The 19017-nt window shown below is 65.7% G+C and carries 13 protein-coding genes and 1 pseudogene; 3 read left to right on the top strand and 11 right to left on the bottom strand.

The features are described from left to right. Positions 1-20 precede the first annotated feature (20 nt). From ACP7BV_RS05255 to ACP7BV_RS05265, 3 genes are all read right to left on the bottom strand, one after another. Complete coding sequence (locus ACP7BV_RS05255; protein WP_426102221.1) at positions 21-2663, bottom strand: hypothetical protein; 2643 nt, start codon at positions 2661-2663, stop codon at positions 21-23. 119 nt (positions 2664-2782) lie between these two features. After that, entirely contained in the window at positions 2783-4309 is a 1527-nt protein-coding gene (locus ACP7BV_RS05260) for a family 43 glycosylhydrolase (RefSeq protein ID WP_426102223.1), read from the bottom strand. Between the two features lie 89 nt (positions 4310-4398). Then, the gene (locus ACP7BV_RS05265) at positions 4399-6048 is read right to left on the bottom strand and encodes a M28 family metallopeptidase (RefSeq protein ID WP_426102225.1); all 1650 of its coding nucleotides are present in this window, start codon (positions 6046-6048) and stop codon (positions 4399-4401) included. Between the two features lie 142 nt (positions 6049-6190). Here ACP7BV_RS05265 and ACP7BV_RS05270 point away from each other — a divergent pair, with 142 nt between their 5' ends. Beyond that, positions 6191-6670, top strand: a complete 480-nt coding sequence (locus ACP7BV_RS05270; RefSeq protein WP_426102227.1) for a GNAT family N-acetyltransferase — start codon at positions 6191-6193, stop codon at positions 6668-6670. Here ACP7BV_RS05270 and ACP7BV_RS05275 read toward each other — a convergent pair. The 7 genes from ACP7BV_RS05275 to ACP7BV_RS05305 all read right to left on the bottom strand — a co-directional run bounded on the left by ACP7BV_RS05275 (position 6654) and on the right by ACP7BV_RS05305 (position 16407). Next, positions 6654-9149: a cellulose binding domain-containing protein gene (locus ACP7BV_RS05275; protein ID WP_426102229.1), complete on the bottom strand. Its 2496-nt coding sequence runs from the start codon at positions 9147-9149 to the stop codon at positions 6654-6656. The genes ACP7BV_RS05270 and ACP7BV_RS05275 overlap by 17 nt on opposite strands. 126 nt (positions 9150-9275) lie before the next feature. Beyond that, positions 9276-11597, bottom strand: a complete 2322-nt coding sequence (locus ACP7BV_RS05280; protein ID WP_426102231.1) for a hybrid sensor histidine kinase/response regulator — start codon at positions 11595-11597, stop codon at positions 9276-9278. Further along, positions 11587-12402, bottom strand: a complete 816-nt coding sequence (locus ACP7BV_RS05285; RefSeq protein ID WP_426102233.1) for an alpha/beta fold hydrolase — start codon at positions 12400-12402, stop codon at positions 11587-11589. The genes ACP7BV_RS05280 and ACP7BV_RS05285 overlap by 11 nt, the downstream gene beginning before the upstream one ends. Before the next feature lie 48 nt (positions 12403-12450). After that, positions 12451-13659 carry a lysophospholipid transporter LplT gene (gene lplT, locus ACP7BV_RS05290; protein WP_426102235.1) on the bottom strand — a complete coding sequence of 403 codons (1209 nt, stop codon included), beginning with the start codon at positions 13657-13659 and terminating at the stop codon, positions 12451-12453. Beyond that, positions 13659-14471, bottom strand: a complete 813-nt coding sequence (locus tag ACP7BV_RS05295; RefSeq protein ID WP_426102237.1) for a GNAT family N-acetyltransferase — start codon at positions 14469-14471, stop codon at positions 13659-13661. The genes lplT and ACP7BV_RS05295 overlap by 1 nt, the downstream gene beginning before the upstream one ends. Positions 14472-14481: 10 nt before the next feature. Further along, positions 14482-15531 (bottom strand): hypothetical protein, encoded by a 1050-nt coding sequence (locus ACP7BV_RS05300; protein ID WP_426102239.1) that lies wholly within the window; start codon positions 15529-15531, stop codon positions 14482-14484. A 132-nt stretch (positions 15532-15663) separates the two neighbouring features. Further along, on the bottom strand, positions 15664-16407 hold the full coding sequence (locus ACP7BV_RS05305; RefSeq protein WP_426102241.1) for a lysophospholipid acyltransferase family protein: 744 nt from the start codon (positions 16405-16407) through the stop codon (positions 15664-15666). Between the two features lie 119 nt (positions 16408-16526). Here ACP7BV_RS05305 and ACP7BV_RS05310 point away from each other — a divergent pair, with 119 nt between their 5' ends. Both ACP7BV_RS05310 and ACP7BV_RS05315 read left to right on the top strand, forming a co-directional pair. Next, positions 16527-17546, top strand: a complete 1020-nt coding sequence (locus ACP7BV_RS05310) for a methyltransferase (RefSeq protein WP_426102243.1) — start codon at positions 16527-16529, stop codon at positions 17544-17546. Between the two features lie 117 nt (positions 17547-17663). After that, positions 17664-18263, top strand: a pseudogene (locus tag ACP7BV_RS05315) (LysE family translocator). Here the strand turns inward: ACP7BV_RS05315 and ACP7BV_RS05320 are convergent. After that, entirely contained in the window at positions 18260-19006 is a 747-nt protein-coding gene (locus ACP7BV_RS05320; protein WP_426102245.1) for an AraC family transcriptional regulator, read from the bottom strand. The pseudogene ACP7BV_RS05315 and the gene ACP7BV_RS05320 overlap by 4 nt on opposite strands. Positions 19007-19017 lie beyond the last annotated feature (11 nt).

Genomic DNA, 19017 nt, shown 5'->3' on the forward strand with positions numbered 1-19017 from the left:
GGAACAGCAAAACGCCTGCGCTACTGACGCCGCTTTCCATAGTGGAGCTGCACCGATGCGATCTCCACCGCGCGGGCATCGTCGCCGGCGTGCTCGCCGGCGTTGCGATACACCCGCAGTTCCACCCGCTCGATATTGTCCGGCCTGATCTTCCCGCGGCCGCGCGCGGCGGGACCGCGGCGCCAGTAGTTCCACGTCCCCGGATAGGGCGTGGGTGTGAGTGCACTGCGCGCGAAGGTCAGCGCGTCGAGCCCGATATGCCGCGTGCTCCACTGCGCCCCCGCGCGCATGCTGGCGCGCCAGCTTGAACCGTCCTTTTCAATCAGCAGCACGTCAAGCGTTTTGCGCTTTCCGCCGGCCGCTTTAAGCCGCACGCTCAGCGTGCTGGCAGTGGCGGCAGCCGCCCCGCGCGCCGCGATGCGTTCCCCGACAAACACCGATCCGGCATACTGCTGCGCCACCTGCGGCGCCTTGAGCTGCGGGAGCGCCAGCGACAATGCGAGCGCGTTGCTGTTCTCGCCTGGCACCAGCTTGAAGCCCGATGCGCCGTCCGACTCGGACAGCCGCGCAAACGTCAGCGCCGCCTTGTCGCGCCGAGGATTGAACAGTTCCAGCGCCTTGTCGGCACCCGTTACCGTAAAGCGCCACACTTCACGCGCCTCGAACGGCCAGCGGCCGGGTTGTCCGCTCGCCTGGTCCGGAAACGCGGTCGCCTGTGCGCCCTCACCCTGCACTACGATGAACTCATATTGCCCTTCCGGCAGACGCGCCGCTTCCACGGGCGCGGCGTAGTCATAGCCGCGCACATGGCGCAGCGCAATCGGCTTGCCAAAATCGCGGGTCCCCGCGTCGCGGATGTACAGGTTCAGCCGCTCAGGCTTGCTTTGGCTGGCCAGGCGCACGCGGATCGTTGCGGGTGCGCCGGTCACAAACTCGCCTGGCGAGAGGTTTTGCACCAGGTCGGGATAGGTTTGCTGCGCATTGACGTGAAACTCGCGCAGGCCGACGCGGTTGACGGTGGCCGGCAGGGTCGCGAAGTCCACCGGGCCGGAGCGGCTCAGTAGCCACACGCCCGGCTCCACTTCGACGCTGCCCGACTGCGCCCGGCGCGCGCTCGCCGCAGCGTTTGCCGGCACGGTCAATGGCGTGGCGCTAAAGCCAGGACCCAGGTCAGGCAGCGCAATACCCATCTGCCAGGGGCGAAAGTACAGGCGCGAGACCACCTTGCCCGGCTGCGGCTGGGCGAACGGATCGCCTACGAGCAGCGCGTCCGGATAGACTTCGAGGCGCCACACGCCGTCGCGTATCTTGTCGAGAAAATAGGCGCCCGTGCCTTCATACGACACCACTGGCGACGAGCCGAAGCCCACGACCCGTTCAAGGCCGGCGGCGTTGCGCGGCGCGACTGCCGTGTCGCCCGCGTGCATGAACGCGTCGGCGGCATTGAGCAGGCTCGAATCGGTCTCGTAGTCGACACTGAAGTCGCCAAACTTGGTCGAGGCGGGATACGCGCCGTAAGAGGCCATGCGCGGCAGGCGGCGCATGGCCTCGCCCGCAATGACGGCGCTGACGGCCTTGCGCGGCGTATGCACCAGGTTGATGAAATGGGTTTGCCACGACAGATTGTACGGCGCGGTATCCAGCATGTCGTAGGCGAATACGGCGGCGAATTGCGCGCCCACGCTGCGAAAGGTGCGCGCCATGGCCGGATACAGGTAGCCGGTGTTCAGGTCAGCCTGGTCGAACTCGTAGACAATGCGCGCCTTGTGCAGCAGCGCAGGGTCGAGCAGCGCGGGATAGCTGTCCACGGCGGGAAGGAAGTTGCCTTTCAATGTATGACCCGACACCAGCCCGGAGGGATACCAGCCAAAATCGATGCCCTGCACGTTGGACTTGACCAGCGCCTCCCGAATGGCGAAGTCCTGCGAATAATTGTGAAACGTGATCTGCTCGCTGCCGGTGCCGCGCACGGCGTCGACCAGCGCGTTGATGTAGTCGACCGACTGCTTGAGGTTCTCCGGGTGGTGCACCGGTTCGTTGATCATTTCCACGAACAGGATCGCCGGATCATCCTTGAGCGCGGTGCGCGTATACGGATTGACGTGATTGAGCACCTGGCCGATATAGTTGGTCTGCGCCGCGATTGCCTTGGGGTTGGTGCCCAGCGCGGCGCGCTCGTACAGCGACGAGAAGCCCGCCGGCTTGTAGTCTGGATTGCCGATCTGGTCGGCATAGGACGAACCATACGTGACGATGGGGCTGAGCAGCATGCTGATGCCGCGCTCGCCCGCCTTGAAAATCAGGTAGTCCATCAAGCCGGTGTGCACGTCCTCGGTCAGGTTGCCCTCGCCGTCGCTACTTTCCCAGTCGCCCCACGAACACAGGCGCAGGCCATCCCAGCCCATGCGCGCGAAGTGGCCCATGTCGGCGTCGATCAGCTTTTTCATGTCGGCGCCCACGCGCTTCGCCAGCCGGTAGTCGCCGGAGGCAAAGGCGCAATAGTTGGCGCCGAACAGGCGCACTTCCTGCCGGTCCGCCTTCCAGCGCATCACGCCCTGCTGGTCGACGACAATGCGCGCAGGGGCGGCGAGCAGCGGCGCGGGAATAGTGCCAAACGAACAGGCGGCGATCAATCCAAGTAGCGCGCGGGGAAAGGTTTTCATGTATGCAGGGCATTTGTGCGAAATTCAGGAAGCCCATCATAGGATACGTTTGCGCCAAGAAACACTTGAGAAGCATTCACTTTTTACCGTTTTCCATACGGTATTTGCATACGCCGGGCCTACTCCCGCGTTAGCGCGAAATCGTCAACGTACAGCCAGTGTCCTGCCTTGCCTTCCGAATAGACGCCAAGCTGGATGCTGCCGTTGCTGACCATAATCCCCGGGATCACCATCTCGGTCCACGCATCGATGGCGGTATTGATTGGGCGCGCCAGGTCCGCGCCGCCATAGCCATGCACATACACCTTCGCGACGGCCTGTCCGCCGCTGCTTCTTACCCAGGCCTTGAGCGTGTAGCGCCCGTTGGGCAGCGCGATGTTTTGCAAGGTGCTGCCCATGGTTGGCGCCGCATGGCTGAGCGCAAGGGCCCAGCGCCCCGTATGGCCGCCCAGCAGGTTCATGGTGGGCCCCGCATCGGCCAGGTTGGTCCAGCTGGTCACCCATCCCGCAACACCCGTTTGCGTCACGCGGTCCGCCTCAAAGCTGGGATTGCGCACATAATTGTTGCCGCTGCCGACACGCCAGGTGCCCTGCCCCGCATCCAGGTCGAACTGGCTGAGCGAATGGAACACGGGCGAGGCGCCGTCGAACGACAACGGCAGCCACTGGTTGTAGCCGATGCCGTTGCCGGCAAAATTGCTCCAGCGGTCGCCCGCAAACAGGATCGTCGTTGCCTGGCTGCCTTGCACGGGAATGAAGAACCCGGTCTGCGATACGTGGGAAAAGTCGGCCTGCGTGCCCGGCATGATTTTCTCGGCCGAATACGGTCCCGTGATGCTGCTCGCTGTCATGTAGTACGTATGCGAGGCGTTCCACCCATGCAAGTCCGACGAGCACAGGTAATACAGGCCCTGGTACTTGAACATGGCGTTGCCTTCGCGCCCGCCCGCCGGACTGGAGAAGACCCTGGTGGCAGGTTCCACCGCCAGGTAGTCATCAGCGCGCAGCGGCGCAACGTACGCGTGCGCGCGGCCTTTCGCGTTGCTGAAGATCAGATAGGGTTGGCCATCATCGTCGACGAATACGGTCTGGTCGCCGGTGGCGGGGGTGACCACGTTCTCTATCCGTGGCTGCAGGTGGTGATACACAAAAGGACCGGTAGGCGTGTCGCTGACGGCAAATAGCACGCCGCCACCCATGGCGCGGCTTGCGTACTGGCTGATCAGCACATACTTGCGCGTGCGCTTGCTGTAGACCACGCCCAGACGCCCCAGCCACGCATCCGGCTCAAACACCTGGCCGGCGCCACCGGCCTGGATGACATTGCCTTCGAATTTCCAGTTCACCAGGTCGGTGGAGGAATACGCGGTCACTGCACTAAAGCGCGCGTTTCCTTTTTCCCCTACTGGCCTGGCGGCGTAGCGCACCGCTGCCTCGTATTTGGCGCCATACCAGTAGTAGGTATCCTTGACCTTCAAGATGCCGCCGCCCTGGGAATAGATGGGATTGCCGGCCGTGTCTTTCCAGAAGGTGTCGTTTTGCACCGGCAGCGACGCTGCGCGCAGCAGGGCCGGGCCGAGCATGACGAGCGCCGCCAGCAGGCGGGCAAGGTGGCAGAGGAATGGTTTGAGAGGTGTGGTGAACATGGCGCCGGTCCGACAGGAGGGCGCCCTATTATGCTGGAGGAAGGCGGGGGATGGCAGTCATCTGCGTGATTGTATCCATCCCTCAACAATTACTTGCGCATCGAAGCGCTGGCGTCGCGCGCGCCGCGGAACTCCGAATCGGACGACCAGTTTGGCCAGGTGCTGGCGTTGGCCAGGTCCGCGCCCACGCCATACAAAATCTCCAGGTCGCGCGCCATGCCGGTGAACGGCCACTTCTCGCTCCACTGGTCGGACGGCTGGTGGTAATTGTTTTCTGTGTACGCTTCGGACGCCGCTTTGCCGGCCGCTACGCCACCGTCAACCCAGTCGTCACCGGAATCGAACGACACGGCCGGCACGCCCCGCTTGGCAAACGAGAAGTGGTCGGAGCGGAAAAAGTGGCCCGCTTCCGGCTTAGGATCGGGCGTGTAGCGCAGCTTGTACTGCCCGGCCTTGGCCACCAGCTGATCGAGCAAGTCGAACTTGGCGCTGCCCGAAATGGTGAAGTTGCGCGTCGGCCCATGGGGGCTGAGCGCATCAATATTAATCACGCCCACCGTCTTGGCCAGCGGATATACCGGATTGGCTGCATAGTATTCGGAACCCATCAGGCCGCGCTCTTCGGCCGTCACCGCCAAAAACACCACGCTGCGTTTCGGCGCCGGCTTTTGGGCGTACACGCGCGCCATTTCCACCAGCGCCGCAATGCCGGTGCCATTGTCGATAGCGCCGTTGTAGATGGTGTCGCCCTTGGCGTCCGCCAGTCCCACGCCCAGATGGTCCCAGTGCGCGCTGTACATCACATATTCGCCCTTGCGCCCGGTGCCTTCGCGCAGCGCCAGCACGTTCTTCGATTTGATGACCTGCGCGTCAACGGCGTAGCTGGCCGACAGGGTCACGCCCTTGAGTTCGACGGGGCGAAAATCGCGCGTTTGCGCCTGCTTTTTAAGGTCCTCGAAGTTGGCGCCGCCGCGCTTGAACAAGTCGACCGCCAGCTCGCGCTGGATCCATGCTTCCATGGGCGCGTGCGACTTGGCCGGCTCCTTGCGCACGATGTCGAACATGACGTTGGTGTTGGAGTTCTTGACCGTCGCCCACCCGTATGACGCCGGCGCCGTTTCATGCACGATGATCGTGCCCACCGCGCCGCGGCGGGCCATTTCTTCAAACTTGTAGGTCCAGCGGCCGTAATAGGTCATGGCCTTGCCGCCAAATTCGCCCGCGCCCGTTTCAAAATCCGGGTCGTTGATCAACACGAGCGCCAGCTTGCCCTTCAAGTCCACGCCCTTGAAGTCATCCCACTTGCGTTCCGGGGCGCTCACGCCATAGCCGACGAATACCAGCGGCACGTTGGTGAAGTCGACTTTTTTGTCGCCGTTCATGGCCGCGCGGATCGCCAGGTCGTCGCCCTGGGCCAGGCTCTGGGTCTTTTTACCGTCGTGCACCGACACGGTCACCGGTCCCTTGATTTCAAAGCGGCCCAGCGGCACATCCTGCGTCCAGCCGCGCTTGCCGCCGGCAAGCTCGCCGCCAGGCTTGAGCCCGGCGGCCTTGAACTGGGCGACCAGGTAAGCGACGGTCTTGGTCTCGCCCGCCGAATCGGGCGCGCGGCCCTCGAACGCGTCGGACGAAACCACCTTCACGTGCTGCGACAAGCGCTGCGGGTCGAATAGTTGCGTGGGCGCTGCGCTGGCGGTAGCGGCTGCTGAAACCAGCACGAGGAATGTGGCGTTCTTCAATGTAAAACTCCATGTTGGACGTTGATCGAGGGTACGGGCCAGAGTATCGCCGCAATACGGGCCTCGGTCAAACTTGGCGCCCGGCTACAGGGCGCGCCAAGACCGGTTATATTATCGACAATACTTTTTTTACTGGAGCAGTATGCACATCGCCATCGAATCGCCGGACCAGGCCGACGTCATCGCCCTCATTGCCGACCTTGACGCTTACCAGGACAGCCTGTACCCGCCGGAGAGCCGCTATGCGATGGATCTGTCGTCGCTCACAAAGCCGAACGTCCGTTTTGCCGTCGCGCGCGACGGCGAGGGCCGGGCGCAAGGCTGCGGCGCGATCGTGTTCTATGCGGGCTATGGCGAACTGAAACGCATGTACGTGCGTCCCGAGAGCCGCGGCCAGGGCGTGGCGCGTGCCATCCTGACCGTGCTCGAGGCTTGCGCACGGCAAGACGGGATGCGCAGTTTCAAGCTCGAGAGCGGCCCGCACCAGGGCGCAGCGCTGGCCTTTTACGCCAGCTGCGGCTATGCCACCTGCGGGCGTTATGGCGACTACAAAGTCGACCCGAACAGCGTTTTCATGGGCAAGGACGACACCAGCCCGGCCGCCATCACAGAGGCGCGCTAACGCTGCTCGGGCCGCTGGGGCCGCACATCTCGCCCGTCACCAGCGGCGCCGATGCGCGCGCGCCAGGCATTCTGCCCTGCAGGCCAAACTCCACACTCTGGCCGGGATAAATGACGCGGTTGTAGCTCTGGTTCCCCGCGCGGTAGGGATTGGCGCCACTGACAATCGCATTCCAGCTGCCGCTCACCTGGCTGCCGTCCGCGTACGACCAATTGACATGCCAGCCATCGATCGCGGCACTGCCGCGATTGGTGATGCGGACCGCCGCAGTAAAGCCGCCGCCCCACTGTCCGGTGACGATGTAGCTGCACTGGGCAGGCAACACCGGCACCGGCACCGGCGCCGGCGCGATGGTCCCGTAGGCGATGCCACGCCCGGCGGTGCTCAGGTATACCGTGCCGTAGGTAGTCATGTCGCCGATGATGAAGCGGCCGTTGGCCGGCCCGCCATACTCGTGCGCGTCGTCATTGATGCGCGTCCAGGATGCGCCCTGGTCGGTGGAGCGGTAGGCGCCGCGCACGCCATTCACGCTCCCCCAGATATACACTGCCGGATAAAGCGTCCCCGGCGCGGCCTTGCCAAAGCCGACCGCAGCGGCGCTGCCCACGCCGGCCAGAGTGGAAAACGACGCGCCCGAATCCGTCGAGCGCGCCAGCCCGGCGCCGTTGAGCGCGACCCAGACGTCGCCTTCCCGGCCGGGCGCGACGCGCACCACGTTCGATGCGCCCGCTGGCAGCGCCGCGCGCGCGCCGAAGGACGCGCCGCCGTCCACGCTCACCAGCATGCCCGCGCCGCTGTACAGGTAGAACTTGCGCGGGTTGACTGCATCGGCCACCGGGCGCGCATTGAACACGTCCACGCCGGCCACCGTGCTCCAGCTGGCGCCAAAGTCGAGCGAGCGATACACCCGCGCCGCGTTTTCGGGCGCATGCAGCAGGACTGACGCGTCGGCCGCCAGCGCCACCTGCCCGCCCCTGCCACGCGTGGTGGCCGCGCGCTTCCAGGTCATGGCGGTGTCGGTGGAGTAGTACATGGCCGCGCCCGAACGCACCACCACGGCGCTATTGCGTGCGGCGACATCAAGCCCGCTGGTCGAGCCCACCGCCGGCGCATGCATGGGCGAATAGCGCGCCACATCCGCATGCCGAAAGCCGTCGTAATCCATGATCGCCGAGAGCATCGGTCCCTGGGCAATGCTGACCGCATTGAGGGCGACGGTTTCTTCCAGGCCGGCCACGGTAAAGTCCCAGGTCGCTGGCGTCAGGCCCACATCAGCGCTGCGAAAGACGCCATTGCCCGAGGTTGCCCAGACGGCGCGCGTATCGAACGGGTCGAACTCCACCGAGCCTGTCCAGTGGATCGACTGGCCCGCCGCCCATGACACGCCGTGCACGTCTTTGGCAAAGCCGCGCTGCACCACGTCGGTCCAGGTGGCGCCGCCGTTGGCGGAGGTAAAAATATGGTCGCCGTAAGCGCTATCTTGCTGCAGCCAGGCGTTGGTGGTGGACGCCACCAGGCGCAATGGGTTGTCAGGGGCCACACTGATGCCGCCAAACGGCGCGCCAATCGCCGGCGGCGTGACGTTCGACCAGGCGCCCGAGGCCAGCGCGTACTTCCAGATCTGGCCCTGGTTCATCGGTTCCGGCAGCGACCAGTGCGGGTGCGGTCCGGCGCCGTTGGCGTAGGTGATGAACAAGTTGCCGTCCGACCCGAGCGCGGCGCGCTGGGGCATCAGCGACGACGGCGCGCCGGCCACCGGACTGAAGCTGGCGCCGGCATTGCGGCTCAGGTACAGCGACGGCCCGGCAGCCCCGGCGCGCGAGACGCCCACCACGATGCGCTGCGCCACGCCATTGACCACGCTGGCCGGGTCGAGCAGCACCAGGCAAATGCCGTTGCCGTTCGGGGTCGACGTCACATCCAGGCTGTCCAGGCGCTGCCAGCTGCTGCCGCTGTCGGTGCTGCGAAACAGGCCGTTGGCGCGGGTGCCCACGTACAGCACGTTGCTCGAACCGGGGTCAACCTGCAGCCGTTCGCCGTTCTGGCGACCCATGCCGTTGCCGTGCGCCTTGAACTGGGCGCTGACGTCGATGCGGGTAAAATTTTTTCCAAAGTCGTTGGAGCGCAAAATCATGCTGCGCCCATTGTTGAAGTAACTGGTCCCGGCCAGCAGGTACAGCTTGGCGCTGTCGCGCCGGTCGAGCGCGATCGCTTCCACGCCCAGCAGGCCCGTTTCGTCCTCGGACACCCAGTCCATCAACGACACCCAGCGCGCGCTGCCCGCGTCCCAGCGATAGGCGCCGCCCACGTCGGTGCGGGCATACGCCAGTCCCCGCATGGTTTTGCTCGGCACCACGGCCGCGACGAAACCGCCGCCGCCCATGCTGACAGTATTCCAACGGTAGGGTTCGGCGCCGGCCAGGGCCGGCAGCAGCGCGCAGGCGAGCGCCAACAACTTGCGAAGTGGGGAAATGGTCATTGGGATGCGCTTTTCGGTGGCGTCAGGCTAAATATTTGACAAGGACCGTGATCGTCCACCTTGCGCGCCCTGCTGTCCAATCGCTTTTTTCGCGTTCCCGATGCCGATTGCGGGATCGACGCCCCGCTATCCGCGCAGCAGCTTGTCAAGCGCCATAAAATCGACCGGCTTGACCAGGTGATGGTCAAATCCCGCGGCAACAGCGGCCTTGCGGTCGGCATCCTGCCCCCAGCCAGTGGCGGCAATCAAGATCACTTCCCGGCCCCACGGCTCGGTGCGCAGGCGCCTGGCAACCTGGTAGCCGTCCATGTCGGGCAAGCCAATATCGAGGACCACCGCGTGCGGGAGAAACTGCTGCGCCAGCGCCAGCGCACTGGTGCCGTTGTAGGCGCACTGCACGCGGTAGCCGAGCATCTCGAGCGCCATCTGCAGCGTATCGGCGCCGTCGGCATTGTCGTCGACCACCAGCACGCGCCGCAGCGCGTCGATCGCCTGCGGCGCGGCGGCAGGCACTTCGGCCACCTGCAGGGGCGCTGCCGGCAGCGGCAGATACAGCGCGAACTGGCTGCCGCGCCCCGTCCCTTCGCTGCTGGCGCGAATGCGCCCTCCATGCAGCGCGACCAGGCCGCGCACCAGCGACAGGCCAATGCCCAGGCCGCCCTGGGCGCGGTCCAGCCCCGGCTCGAGCTGGGCGAACATAGTGAATACTTTGTCCAGGTTTTCGGGCGCAATGCCGATGCCCGAATCACGCACCGTGATCGCCGCCTCGGCGCCTCGCCGCTCGCCGCTGAAAACGATCAGGCCGCCGTCGGGCGTGTATTTGATCGCGTTGTTGAGCAAATTGGTCAGGATCTGGACCAGGCGCGTCGGGTCGGCCTCGAGCGTCACCGGTTCGATCGGCAAGTGCATCTCGAGCCGGTGGCCGGCCGCCGCCAAGCGTTCCTGCACTGCCTGCACGGCGTCTTGCATGACCGCCGTCAGCGCCACCGGTTCGCGCCGCAGTTCAAGCCGGCCCTGAGTGATGCGCGACACTTCCATCAAGTCGTCCACCAGATGGGTGACCTGGTTCATCTGGCGCTCGAACACTTGCTGCGCCCACTGCATCTGGGCGTTGCTGCTCGCTTGCAGCTTGAATATTTCCAGCACATTGCGCAGCGGCGCGAGCGGATTGCGCAGCTCGTGCGCCAGCGTCGCCAAAAATTCGTCTTTGCGGCGGTCGGCGTCGGCCAGCTGGGCGTTCAAGGCGCGCAGCTGGGCCGCGTCGCGCTGGCGTTCGGTCATGTCGCGATGGACGCTGACGGCGCCGTAGCTGTTGCCCTTGCGGTCGCGCAGGGGCTTGATCACGGCCTCGCTGCAGCCTTCGCTGCCGTCGCGCCGCACAAAAACCAGGTCGCCGCGCCACTCCCATTCGCCCGTCACGGCGCGCTGCACGGCCTGGCGCACTTGGGTCGCGTCTTCCGGGCGGTAAAACTGCCCCATGTCGGCGCCAATTGCCTCGGCGCTGCGGTAGCCCAGCATGCGCTCGGCTGCCGGATTGAACTCACGTACTTTTCCCTGGCCATCGGTGACGATGATGGCGTCGCTCTGGTCGGCAAAAATGGCCGCTTGGCGCATGGCGCTCCACTCCGCTTCAACCCGGTCGGTGATGTCGATGGCAATGCCGTACAACATCAGGCGAGCGCTATCCTGTTCGCTGGCCAGGCGCACCTGCCCTTCCATCGGGATCCAGGTGCCGCTGGCATGGCGCATGCGAAATTCCACGGTGCAGTCGCGCGCCAGCGCCTCGGCCGCGCCGATCGCCTGTTTCAAGCCTTCCAGGTCCGCTTCGTGGATCAAGGCATGGAAGGCTTGCTGCGTTCCGGGAAACGATCCCTCTTTCAAGCCGGCCAGCGCCTCCAGTTCGCTGCTCCACCAGACGGCGGTCGAGCCCACCTGGCGCGACCAGACACCCATCTTGGCGCCCCGCATGGCAATGCCGAGCACGTCGCGGCTTTCCTGCAGCGCGCGCACCGCGTCGCGCCGCGCCAGCAAAGCTTCTTCGGCATGTTTGCGCGCGGCCAGCAGCTCGGACTCGTACTTGCGGCGGTCGGTGGCGATGAACACGGCCGTCTCGTCGTACACCTGGCCCTCGTGCGTGCGGCGCAGGCAGTTGAACAGCATCGGCAGCGTGTGGCCGGCCCGGTGCCGCATGTCGAGCTGGACTTCGGCGACCGACCCTTGCATTTGCAGCAAGGGCGCCAGGTGGGTCTGGTGAAACACCTTGCCGCCGATGGTAAACAAGTCCTGCAGGCGGCGCTGCCCGACCAGGTCGGCGGCGGCAAAGCCCAGCCATGCGCAAAATGTGTGATTGACGCGCAAGATCTTGCCGTACGCATCGGTAACGACCAGCCCGCACGCTGCGTATTCGAACAGCGCGTCAGAATCGGGCAGTGCGGCCTCACTTGTCATCGGCGAACCAGGGTTGCAGAAAGGCCTCCATCGCAACCGTGCTGGCATGCGGCGCGGAGAGGTGCGGGCAATGGCCCACGTTGTCGATCACCTTGAGCGTGCTGCGCGGCAGCGCCCGTTGCATGTATTCGCCCACCGCCACCGGCGCGATCAAGTCATCGCTGCATTGCAGGATCAGGGTCGGCGCCTGGCAGCGCGCTAGTTCCTTGCGGTAATCCGACAGGAAGGTCACGCGCGCAAAGTGCTTGGCGATATTCGGATCGGTGCGGCAAAAACTGTTGGTCAGTTCCACGCCCAGTTCGGGTTGGTCGGGCGCGCCCATGATGGCGGGCGCCATCGCGCTCGACCAGCCGAGGTAATTGTTTTCCACGGTGGCCAGCAGCTCGTCGATATCCTGGCGCGAAAAGCCGCCGATATAATCCTGATCATTGATGTAGCAAGGCGAAGGCCCGATCATGACGTGCGCCAGGAAGCGCTCCGGCGCCTTGTTGGCCGCCAGCATGCCGATCATGGTGCTGACCGAATGGCCGACAAAAATGACCGGGCCGGGCGCGAATTGGTCGATAATTTCCAGCACGTCATCCGCATAGCCCTGCAGGCTGTCGTACTTGCCGTAATCGTAGGCGGCCAGGTCCGAGTTGCCGCTGCCAACCAGGTCGAACAGCACCACCCTCGCGTGCTTTTCAAACTGAGGCGCAAGGTAGCGCCACATATTCTGGTCGCAGCCAAAACCGTGGGCGAAGAGGATGGTCGTTTGACCTGTGCCGCGCAAGTGCACGTTATTGCGCTTGCTGATGTCTGTCATGAAAGCTCGCTCTTTGCGGATGGATAAGGTAATTTTATCATTGCGGTCTCATCCATTTACCAGTGCGCCCGTGCGGCGCATGCCGGCCATGGTGGCGGCCATCACCAGCACCCCCACGGCCGCGATGCTGGCAAACAGCGATACGCCAGTACTGCTGAGCAATCCATAGCACAGCAACACGGCAAAAGCGGCGCCGTTTTCAAAAAAGTTTTGCACGGCGACCGATTGCCCGGCATGCATCAGGCTATTGCCGCGCTCTTGCAACAGCGCGTTCATGGGCACCAGCAGCAGGCCCGCCAGCAGGCCGATGCCCGCCAGCACCAGCGCCGCCGCCGGCGCCGTGGTCACCCACGGCATGAGGACGATCAGCGCGCCGACGCCCAGTCCGAGCGGCATGACCGACAGCGCCTTGTGCAGTGGCACCAGGCGGGCGGCACCCACGGCGCCGCCGATGACGCCCAGCGCAAGTGCGCCCTGCAGCAGCGCGGCGCGCGCCAGCGGCAAACCGAGCACATCGGTGCCCCAGCGCAAGACTAAAAACTGCAGCACCGCAGCCACGGCCCAGAACAGAGAGGTGGCGGCCAGCGACCGCCCTGCCCCGGGGTCAGACCACAGCGTGCGGCAAGAAGCAACGAAGCGCCCCACCAGGCGCGCCGGATCGCGCAGCGCATGGGGCGCAGTGGCGCGCACCGGCGGCACCGCCAGCGACGCCGCAACGGCGCACGCGAACAACAGTAGCGTGCCCGCCGTTGCCGACCGCGCCGGGGTGCCGATAAAGGCCATCTGAAAGGCTGGATCGACCAGCACGCTGCCCAGCGCCACCCCGCCCAGCATGGCGCCGACGGTGGCAATTTCCATCCATGCGTTGGCCGCTACCAGCTGCTCTTGCGCGAGCAGTTCGGGCAGGATGCCGTAGCGCGCCGGTGCGTGCGCCGACGCGCCGAACCCGATCAGCGCAAAGGCCAGCAAGGGATGCAGGCCGGCCAGCAGCAGCGCGCAGCCGGCCAGCTTGAGCACATTGGTCAGCACGATCACGCGCGACTTGGCAAAGGCGTCAGCCACGGCGCCGGCAAAGGCGCCCAGCAGCACATACGACACATAAAAGCACACGCGCAGCGCCGGCGTCATCCATGCGGGCGCCGCGCGTTCGTTCAACAGGCCGATGGCGGCGATCAGCAAGGCACTGTCGGCCAGCGCGCCAAAAAACTGCGCCAGCACCAGCGCCGCCAAGGTGCGCCTGGCGCCGGCCAATCGCATCAGTGCTGTCCCAGGAAGTGCTTGCGGTAGCGCGGGGCCAGGTCGTCCAGGCGCAGCATGATGGGCAGGTCGGCCGTGTTGAAAGCGCGGTCGAGTGCCGGCGGGCCGAGCAGCATGGCGCCGCAGCGCAGATAGCCTTTGATGAGCGGTGGCGTGTCGGGTGCAAAGCGCGCCGTCGGCTCCGCAGTGGGCACGCGCGGCGCGCCCAATTCGAGCGGATGGCGCGCGCGCACCTGCCAGCAAGGCGCGGCCAGGTAGCGCGGGTGCAGGCTTTCCCAGATGGCGGTGGCAGCCTCCGGCCCGCCGGCCAGGCTGATGCTGGCGCAGCCGATCATGGTTTCCAGGCGCCGCTGCAGCATGTAGCGACCCAGCGCGCTCCACAAGGCCAGGATCACGCCGCCGTTGCGGTAGTCGGGATGCACGCACGAGCGGCCCAGTTCCAGCGCGCGCGGGCGCAGCGCGCGCAGCGGCGCCAGGTCAAACTCGGCGTCGGAGTAAAAGCCGCCGGCGCGGCGCGCCCCATCGGGCGCCAGCACCCGGTAGGTGCCCACCAGCAGCGGCTGGCCCGTGGCGCTCGCCGCATGCACCAGCAAATGGTCGCAGAAGGGATCGAAGCGATCCGCGTCAAGCCCGCTCTCGCGCGCCGGACCCGGCAAGCGCGCGCCCAGTTCGCCCCCAAAAATCCGGTAGCGCAGCTGCTGCGCGGCGCGCACCTCGTCTTCGCAGCCGGCCCACGTCACGGTCAGCGCTGCGGCGCCGCGCGCATGGCCGGCGGTGCAATCGGGTACGGTATGACTATATTGGCTCAGCATGCGCAGCTCCTCAGTTCGATGGGGGATAGCAGGCAATTAGCGCCTGCTGGCGCCGGTGATACCGGTACAGGGCCACAAGAGCGACCGGCACCGCCCCGCGCTTGCGCAGCGCAGCGCCAATGGCAAACAGCACGCGCTGCTTGGCAAAGACCATGGCCAGGCCTTTTAGCAGGGACGTGTCCGGATCCCACGCGTGAATCGCTTCGGACCCGGCGCCGTTCACTTCAATGATGGTGAAACCGGCGCCGCGCGCCAGTTCCTCCGTCGTATTGAAACGCACGTCGAAGCGGCCGCAGTAAAACTGCGGCATGTCGCGCGCAATGGCGTCGATGGCCGCCAGCAGCTGCGGCGTGATCAGCGCCGCGCCGTTCCGGTACAAGCCGCCAACGCGAGTGGAACCGATGGTGGCCAGGCGCACCTGTTCGTGCGCGGCCGGAATCCGGCTGCCGTTGCCGACGGCCTGGTGCTTGCCGCCGTTGCGCAGGCGCCGCGCGCGCGGGTCGGCATCGATCAGCGCGTCGATCGTGCGCACGCCGTCGCCCACCACGCGGGGAAAATAACGCAGCGCCAGCCCGATCAGGCGCGCCTTGCCCGTGTCCGGGTCGCGCGCGTAAAAAATGCCGGCTTCGCCTTCTTGCGCCAGATAGGGCTGCAGCACCACGCTTTCGCCTTGCGGATAGGCCGCCAGGTACGCGAGCAAATCGGTCATGCACGCGACGCGCCGCACGCCGTAACCGCACAGGCCAAGGTCAGGCTTGACGACCAGCGGAAAACGCAGCGCGGCGGCGCCCAGCGCCTCGGTCAGGCTTGCCGCGTCCAGTTGCGGCCCGGCGCACACGCCAATATACGGGGCGGTGGCCGCGCGCGCGACGGCGCCCATGCCCGCGAAATATTCCATCTTGCCCTCGCCCACCAGGCCACCGGCCGTGATGCACGGATTGGCGCACGAGGGCAAGGTGGCGCTGCGGTAACGCAGCGCCAGCCATACCCACTGCAGCGCGAGCGGCACGCAAATGAGCCACTTGGGCATGCGCTCGAGCGTGCTGCAGCGCGGCGCCATGCCAGCCTGCCAAGCCGCGCCCGGGGGATGGGCGGGGACGCGCTGAGCAGTGCTGTCGAGAAGAGGTTTGAATTGAATAAGCATAATCGGCCCAGCATGGCATTGCTAGCTCGACATTGTCTGTGCGCTACTTCACGAAGGACCGAGGCGCGCCAGTGCTGCCGTCACGGCTTGCTCGGCAGCAGCGGCAAGCTCGCGCCGACGCAGGCCGTGGGGCGCGATCGGGGCCAGGTAAGCCACGCGCGCCACCATCGACGGACCAGACAAGATCAGCCTGACGCTCTGTGCAAAGGTGGTCGCGCCCACGTATTCAGCGCTGCGGTGTGCCTCGCCCTCCCCGTTGAAATAAGCGAGGGCGACGGGCTGCACCGCAATTGCCGCGCCGCGCGCTGCCTCGAACAGGGCCGAATGAAACGGCAGCATGGCGCCCTGCGGCGCGCTGGTGCCCTCAGGAAAATATGCGATCTGGCTGCCGCCGTCGATATGGCCGGCCACGCGCAGCAGCAGCGGCCCCAGCGCCCGCCGGTTGCCGCGCTCGATAAAAACAGTGCCGGCGCGCATGGCCAGATAGCCCAGCACCGGCCAGCGGCGCACCTCGGACTTGGCGATAAAGCGGCAGGGTTGGCAGGCATTCAACACAAAAATATCGAGCCAGGAAATATGGTTGGCGACGATCAGCGTGCCGGCCGCCGCAGCAGGCAGCGCGGCAAGCTCGATGGCAACGCCGCAAATGCGCAGCAGACGCGCTGACCAGCGCTGGATGTGGCGCAGGCGAGCGGCTTGCGAACAGAAGGGAAACACCAGTGTGCACGTATACAGGCCGGCGACGATGTGCAGGCAAAACAGCGCAAGGCGGACGGGGTAGGCGGCGCTCAACAGGACTCCAAAATGTGCTAACCATACACAAATACGTGTTTGTGCGCCGCCCGTGTGCGTCGCCGTGTATGTAACAATCCCAGCGAGGCAATTCCCCCAACTTTTGCTGGAGACAATCGATGACTGCACTTCAAGACGCGCCGCGCCATTCCCTGTCAGGCCCCGCTGCGCCATTTGCCACTGCGACCGCCGCGCGCGGCGCCGCCTTGCTGGCCCTGGGGCTGGCATTAAAACAGCGCGCGTATGCCTTTACGACGGTCACGCCGGCGACCCACGCGCGCGTCAACGCCCGCGCCGACGCCCGCCGCTCTGCCGACCTGGCCGGCATCTTCGGCTGGAGCCGGCCATTTTGCGCTGACGTTCCCGATGCCGAGCTGCTGCAATGCATGCGGGACGCCGGCGTTGTGACCGGGGTGGACGATGCGGATGGCGCTCTGCTCAGCCAGGTTCGCGCATCGACCCTTGACGGCCAGCTGTATTTTCACTCCGCATTTCCCACCAGCGCCAGCGACGCGGTCTTTTTCGGCCCCGATACTTATCGCTTCATTCGCGCCCTGCGCGGGGCACTGGCAGCGTTTCCCGGTCCGATCACGCGCGCGGTCGATATTGGTTGCGGCGCCGGATCCGGCGCCATGACCATCGCGCTGGCCCATCCCGGCGCCACCGTGTTTGCGGCAGATATCAACCAGGCGGCGCTGAACGCCGCCGCGATCAATGCGCGCCTGGCATCGGTGACCAATCTGCTACCGGTCCACAGCGACCTGCTGAGCGGGCTCGATGGCGATTTTGACCTGATCGTCTCCAATCCCCCGTACCTGCTGGACCGCGAGCAACGCGCCTACCGCCACGGCGGCGGCGACCTGGGCGCCGGTTTGTCGGTCGCCATCGTCGAACAGGCGGTGGCGCGACTGGCCCCCGGCGGCATGCTGGCGCTGTACACGGGCGTGGCCATGGTCGACACCGCCGATCCTTTCCGCGCCAGCGCAGAGAGCCTGCTTGGCGCCGCCGGTTTCAGATGGACTTACGAGGAAATCGACCCCGATGTTTTTGGCGAAGAGCTCGCGGAACCGGCTTACCAGCACACTGACAGGATCGCCGCCGTGTTCCTGTGCGCAAGCAAGCCGGTGCAGGGCGAGTAAGCCGCGACCCAGGGCGTCCGTCGCGCGCGGGCGCATCATACGATAGTCAATTTCATTCAATACAACGGCAAACCGCACTCCTATCATCTGCGCACATTTCACTGAAAGGAAACGCAGATGAGCACGTTCATATCCATGGTGGCCTTCGCACTGGTTGCCGCGATTTCGCCCGGACCGGTCAACCTCGTCGCGCTTGCCAGCGGCGCGCGCCATGGCGTGCGCGCCAGCATGGCGCTCGTGACCGGCGCAACGCTGGGGTTCACGCTGTTGCTGCTGCTGACCGGGTTCGGTTTGCATGAAATGCTGGTTCGGATGCCTTGGCTCACTGCCGCGATCCGCTGGGCGGGTGTAGCGTTCCTCCTGTATATGGCGTGGCGGCTGGCCACCGATTCCGGGGAACTGGGCGGCGAAAAGGCAGGGCAAAAGCCGTCCTGGTCGCACGGGGCCGCCATCCAGTGGCTCAACCCGAAAGCCTGGCTGGCGGCGGTGGCCGGCATGGGAACCTATGCATCGACGGCAGACGCGCATGCGGTCTGGCTGTTTGCCGGAGTCTACTTTATCGTCTGCTATTGTTCCATCGCCAGCTGAGCCGTGGCGGGGAGCTTCCTGCAGCAGCACGTGCGAACGGCGCATCGGGTGCGGTTGTTCAATCGGGCGCTGGCGGCAATGCTGGTGCTCAGCGTGCTGTACCTGATGGCTGGCGCAGGTGCTCGCTAGCCTCGATACTGTCCCGGCGTTGCCGCCGTCAGCCGTTTGAATATGCGCTGGAAATGCGCCTGGTCGGCAAACCCGGCTTCGAGCGCGACCTGGGCCAGGGGAATGCGCTCCCTCAGGCGCGCTTTGGCAAACTGAATGCGGCGGTTGGTCTGGTATTCATGCGGCGCCACGCCGTAGCGCCGCTTAAAAGCGCGGATCAGATACGACCCCGACAGGTTCGCTATGGCGCACAGCTCGTCGAGCCGCAGTGTTTTTGCAAAGTGCATGTCGATATGCCGGGCCGCGCGCTCGGTCTTGACGCTGTCGCCGCCAGCGGTGGGCCCGGGCGCCAGCACGGCGTCGAGCAGGCCGGCAAAATCGGTGACGCCCATCTTGCGCCGGAAGCGGTCGTTGTCGCTGTCGGTCAGTTCCACGAACAGTTGCGCGCCTGCCGCCGCAAGTGCCGGCGAACGCAGCGCCGCCGTCGCGTACGGCCGGAACGCGGCGCTGCCTTCCCCGCGCAGCGCGCACTGGACGCGCCCCATCCAGTGCGGATCCAGATAAAACATCAGGTACGACCAGGCACCATCGTCGATGGCATTGCAGACATGAACGTCGCCGGGATTCATGATGACGATCACGCCGCTGTCGACGACCTCAGCATGGGCGCCATTGCCATAGCTGCTGCGTCCTCCCGTAATGACACCGACGGAAAGCGTTTCGTGCGAATGGCGCCCGTGCGTCACCCGGCGGCCGTCGCCCACCTGCCGTACCT

Origin of the sequence: Massilia sp. TSP1-1-2 (genome assembly GCF_049896185.1) — a bacterium.
In the GTDB taxonomy this organism is placed as follows: domain Bacteria; phylum Pseudomonadota; class Gammaproteobacteria; order Burkholderiales; family Burkholderiaceae_D; genus Telluria_A.

Excerpts from the sequence above, each read along its gene's own strand:
- ACP7BV_RS05255 (WP_426102221.1), bottom strand. The coding sequence starts at position 2,663 with ATGAAAACCTTTCCCCGCGCGCTACTTGGATTGATCGCCGCCTGTTCG.
- ACP7BV_RS05260 (WP_426102223.1), bottom strand. The coding sequence starts at position 4,309 with ATGTTCACCACACCTCTCAAACCATTCCTCTGCCACCTTGCCCGCCTG.
- ACP7BV_RS05270 (WP_426102227.1), top strand. The coding sequence starts at position 6,191 with ATGCACATCGCCATCGAATCGCCGGACCAGGCCGACGTCATCGCCCTC.
- ACP7BV_RS05275 (WP_426102229.1), bottom strand. The coding sequence starts at position 9,149 with ATGACCATTTCCCCACTTCGCAAGTTGTTGGCGCTCGCCTGCGCGCTG.
- ACP7BV_RS05280 (WP_426102231.1), bottom strand. The coding sequence starts at position 11,597 with ATGACAAGTGAGGCCGCACTGCCCGATTCTGACGCGCTGTTCGAATAC.
- ACP7BV_RS05285 (WP_426102233.1), bottom strand. The coding sequence starts at position 12,402 with ATGACAGACATCAGCAAGCGCAATAACGTGCACTTGCGCGGCACAGGT.
- lplT (WP_426102235.1), bottom strand. The coding sequence starts at position 13,659 with ATGCGATTGGCCGGCGCCAGGCGCACCTTGGCGGCGCTGGTGCTGGCG.
- ACP7BV_RS05295 (WP_426102237.1), bottom strand. The coding sequence starts at position 14,471 with ATGCTGAGCCAATATAGTCATACCGTACCCGATTGCACCGCCGGCCAT.
- ACP7BV_RS05300 (WP_426102239.1), bottom strand. The coding sequence starts at position 15,531 with ATGGCGCCGCGCTGCAGCACGCTCGAGCGCATGCCCAAGTGGCTCATT.
- ACP7BV_RS05310 (WP_426102243.1), top strand. The coding sequence starts at position 16,527 with ATGACTGCACTTCAAGACGCGCCGCGCCATTCCCTGTCAGGCCCCGCT.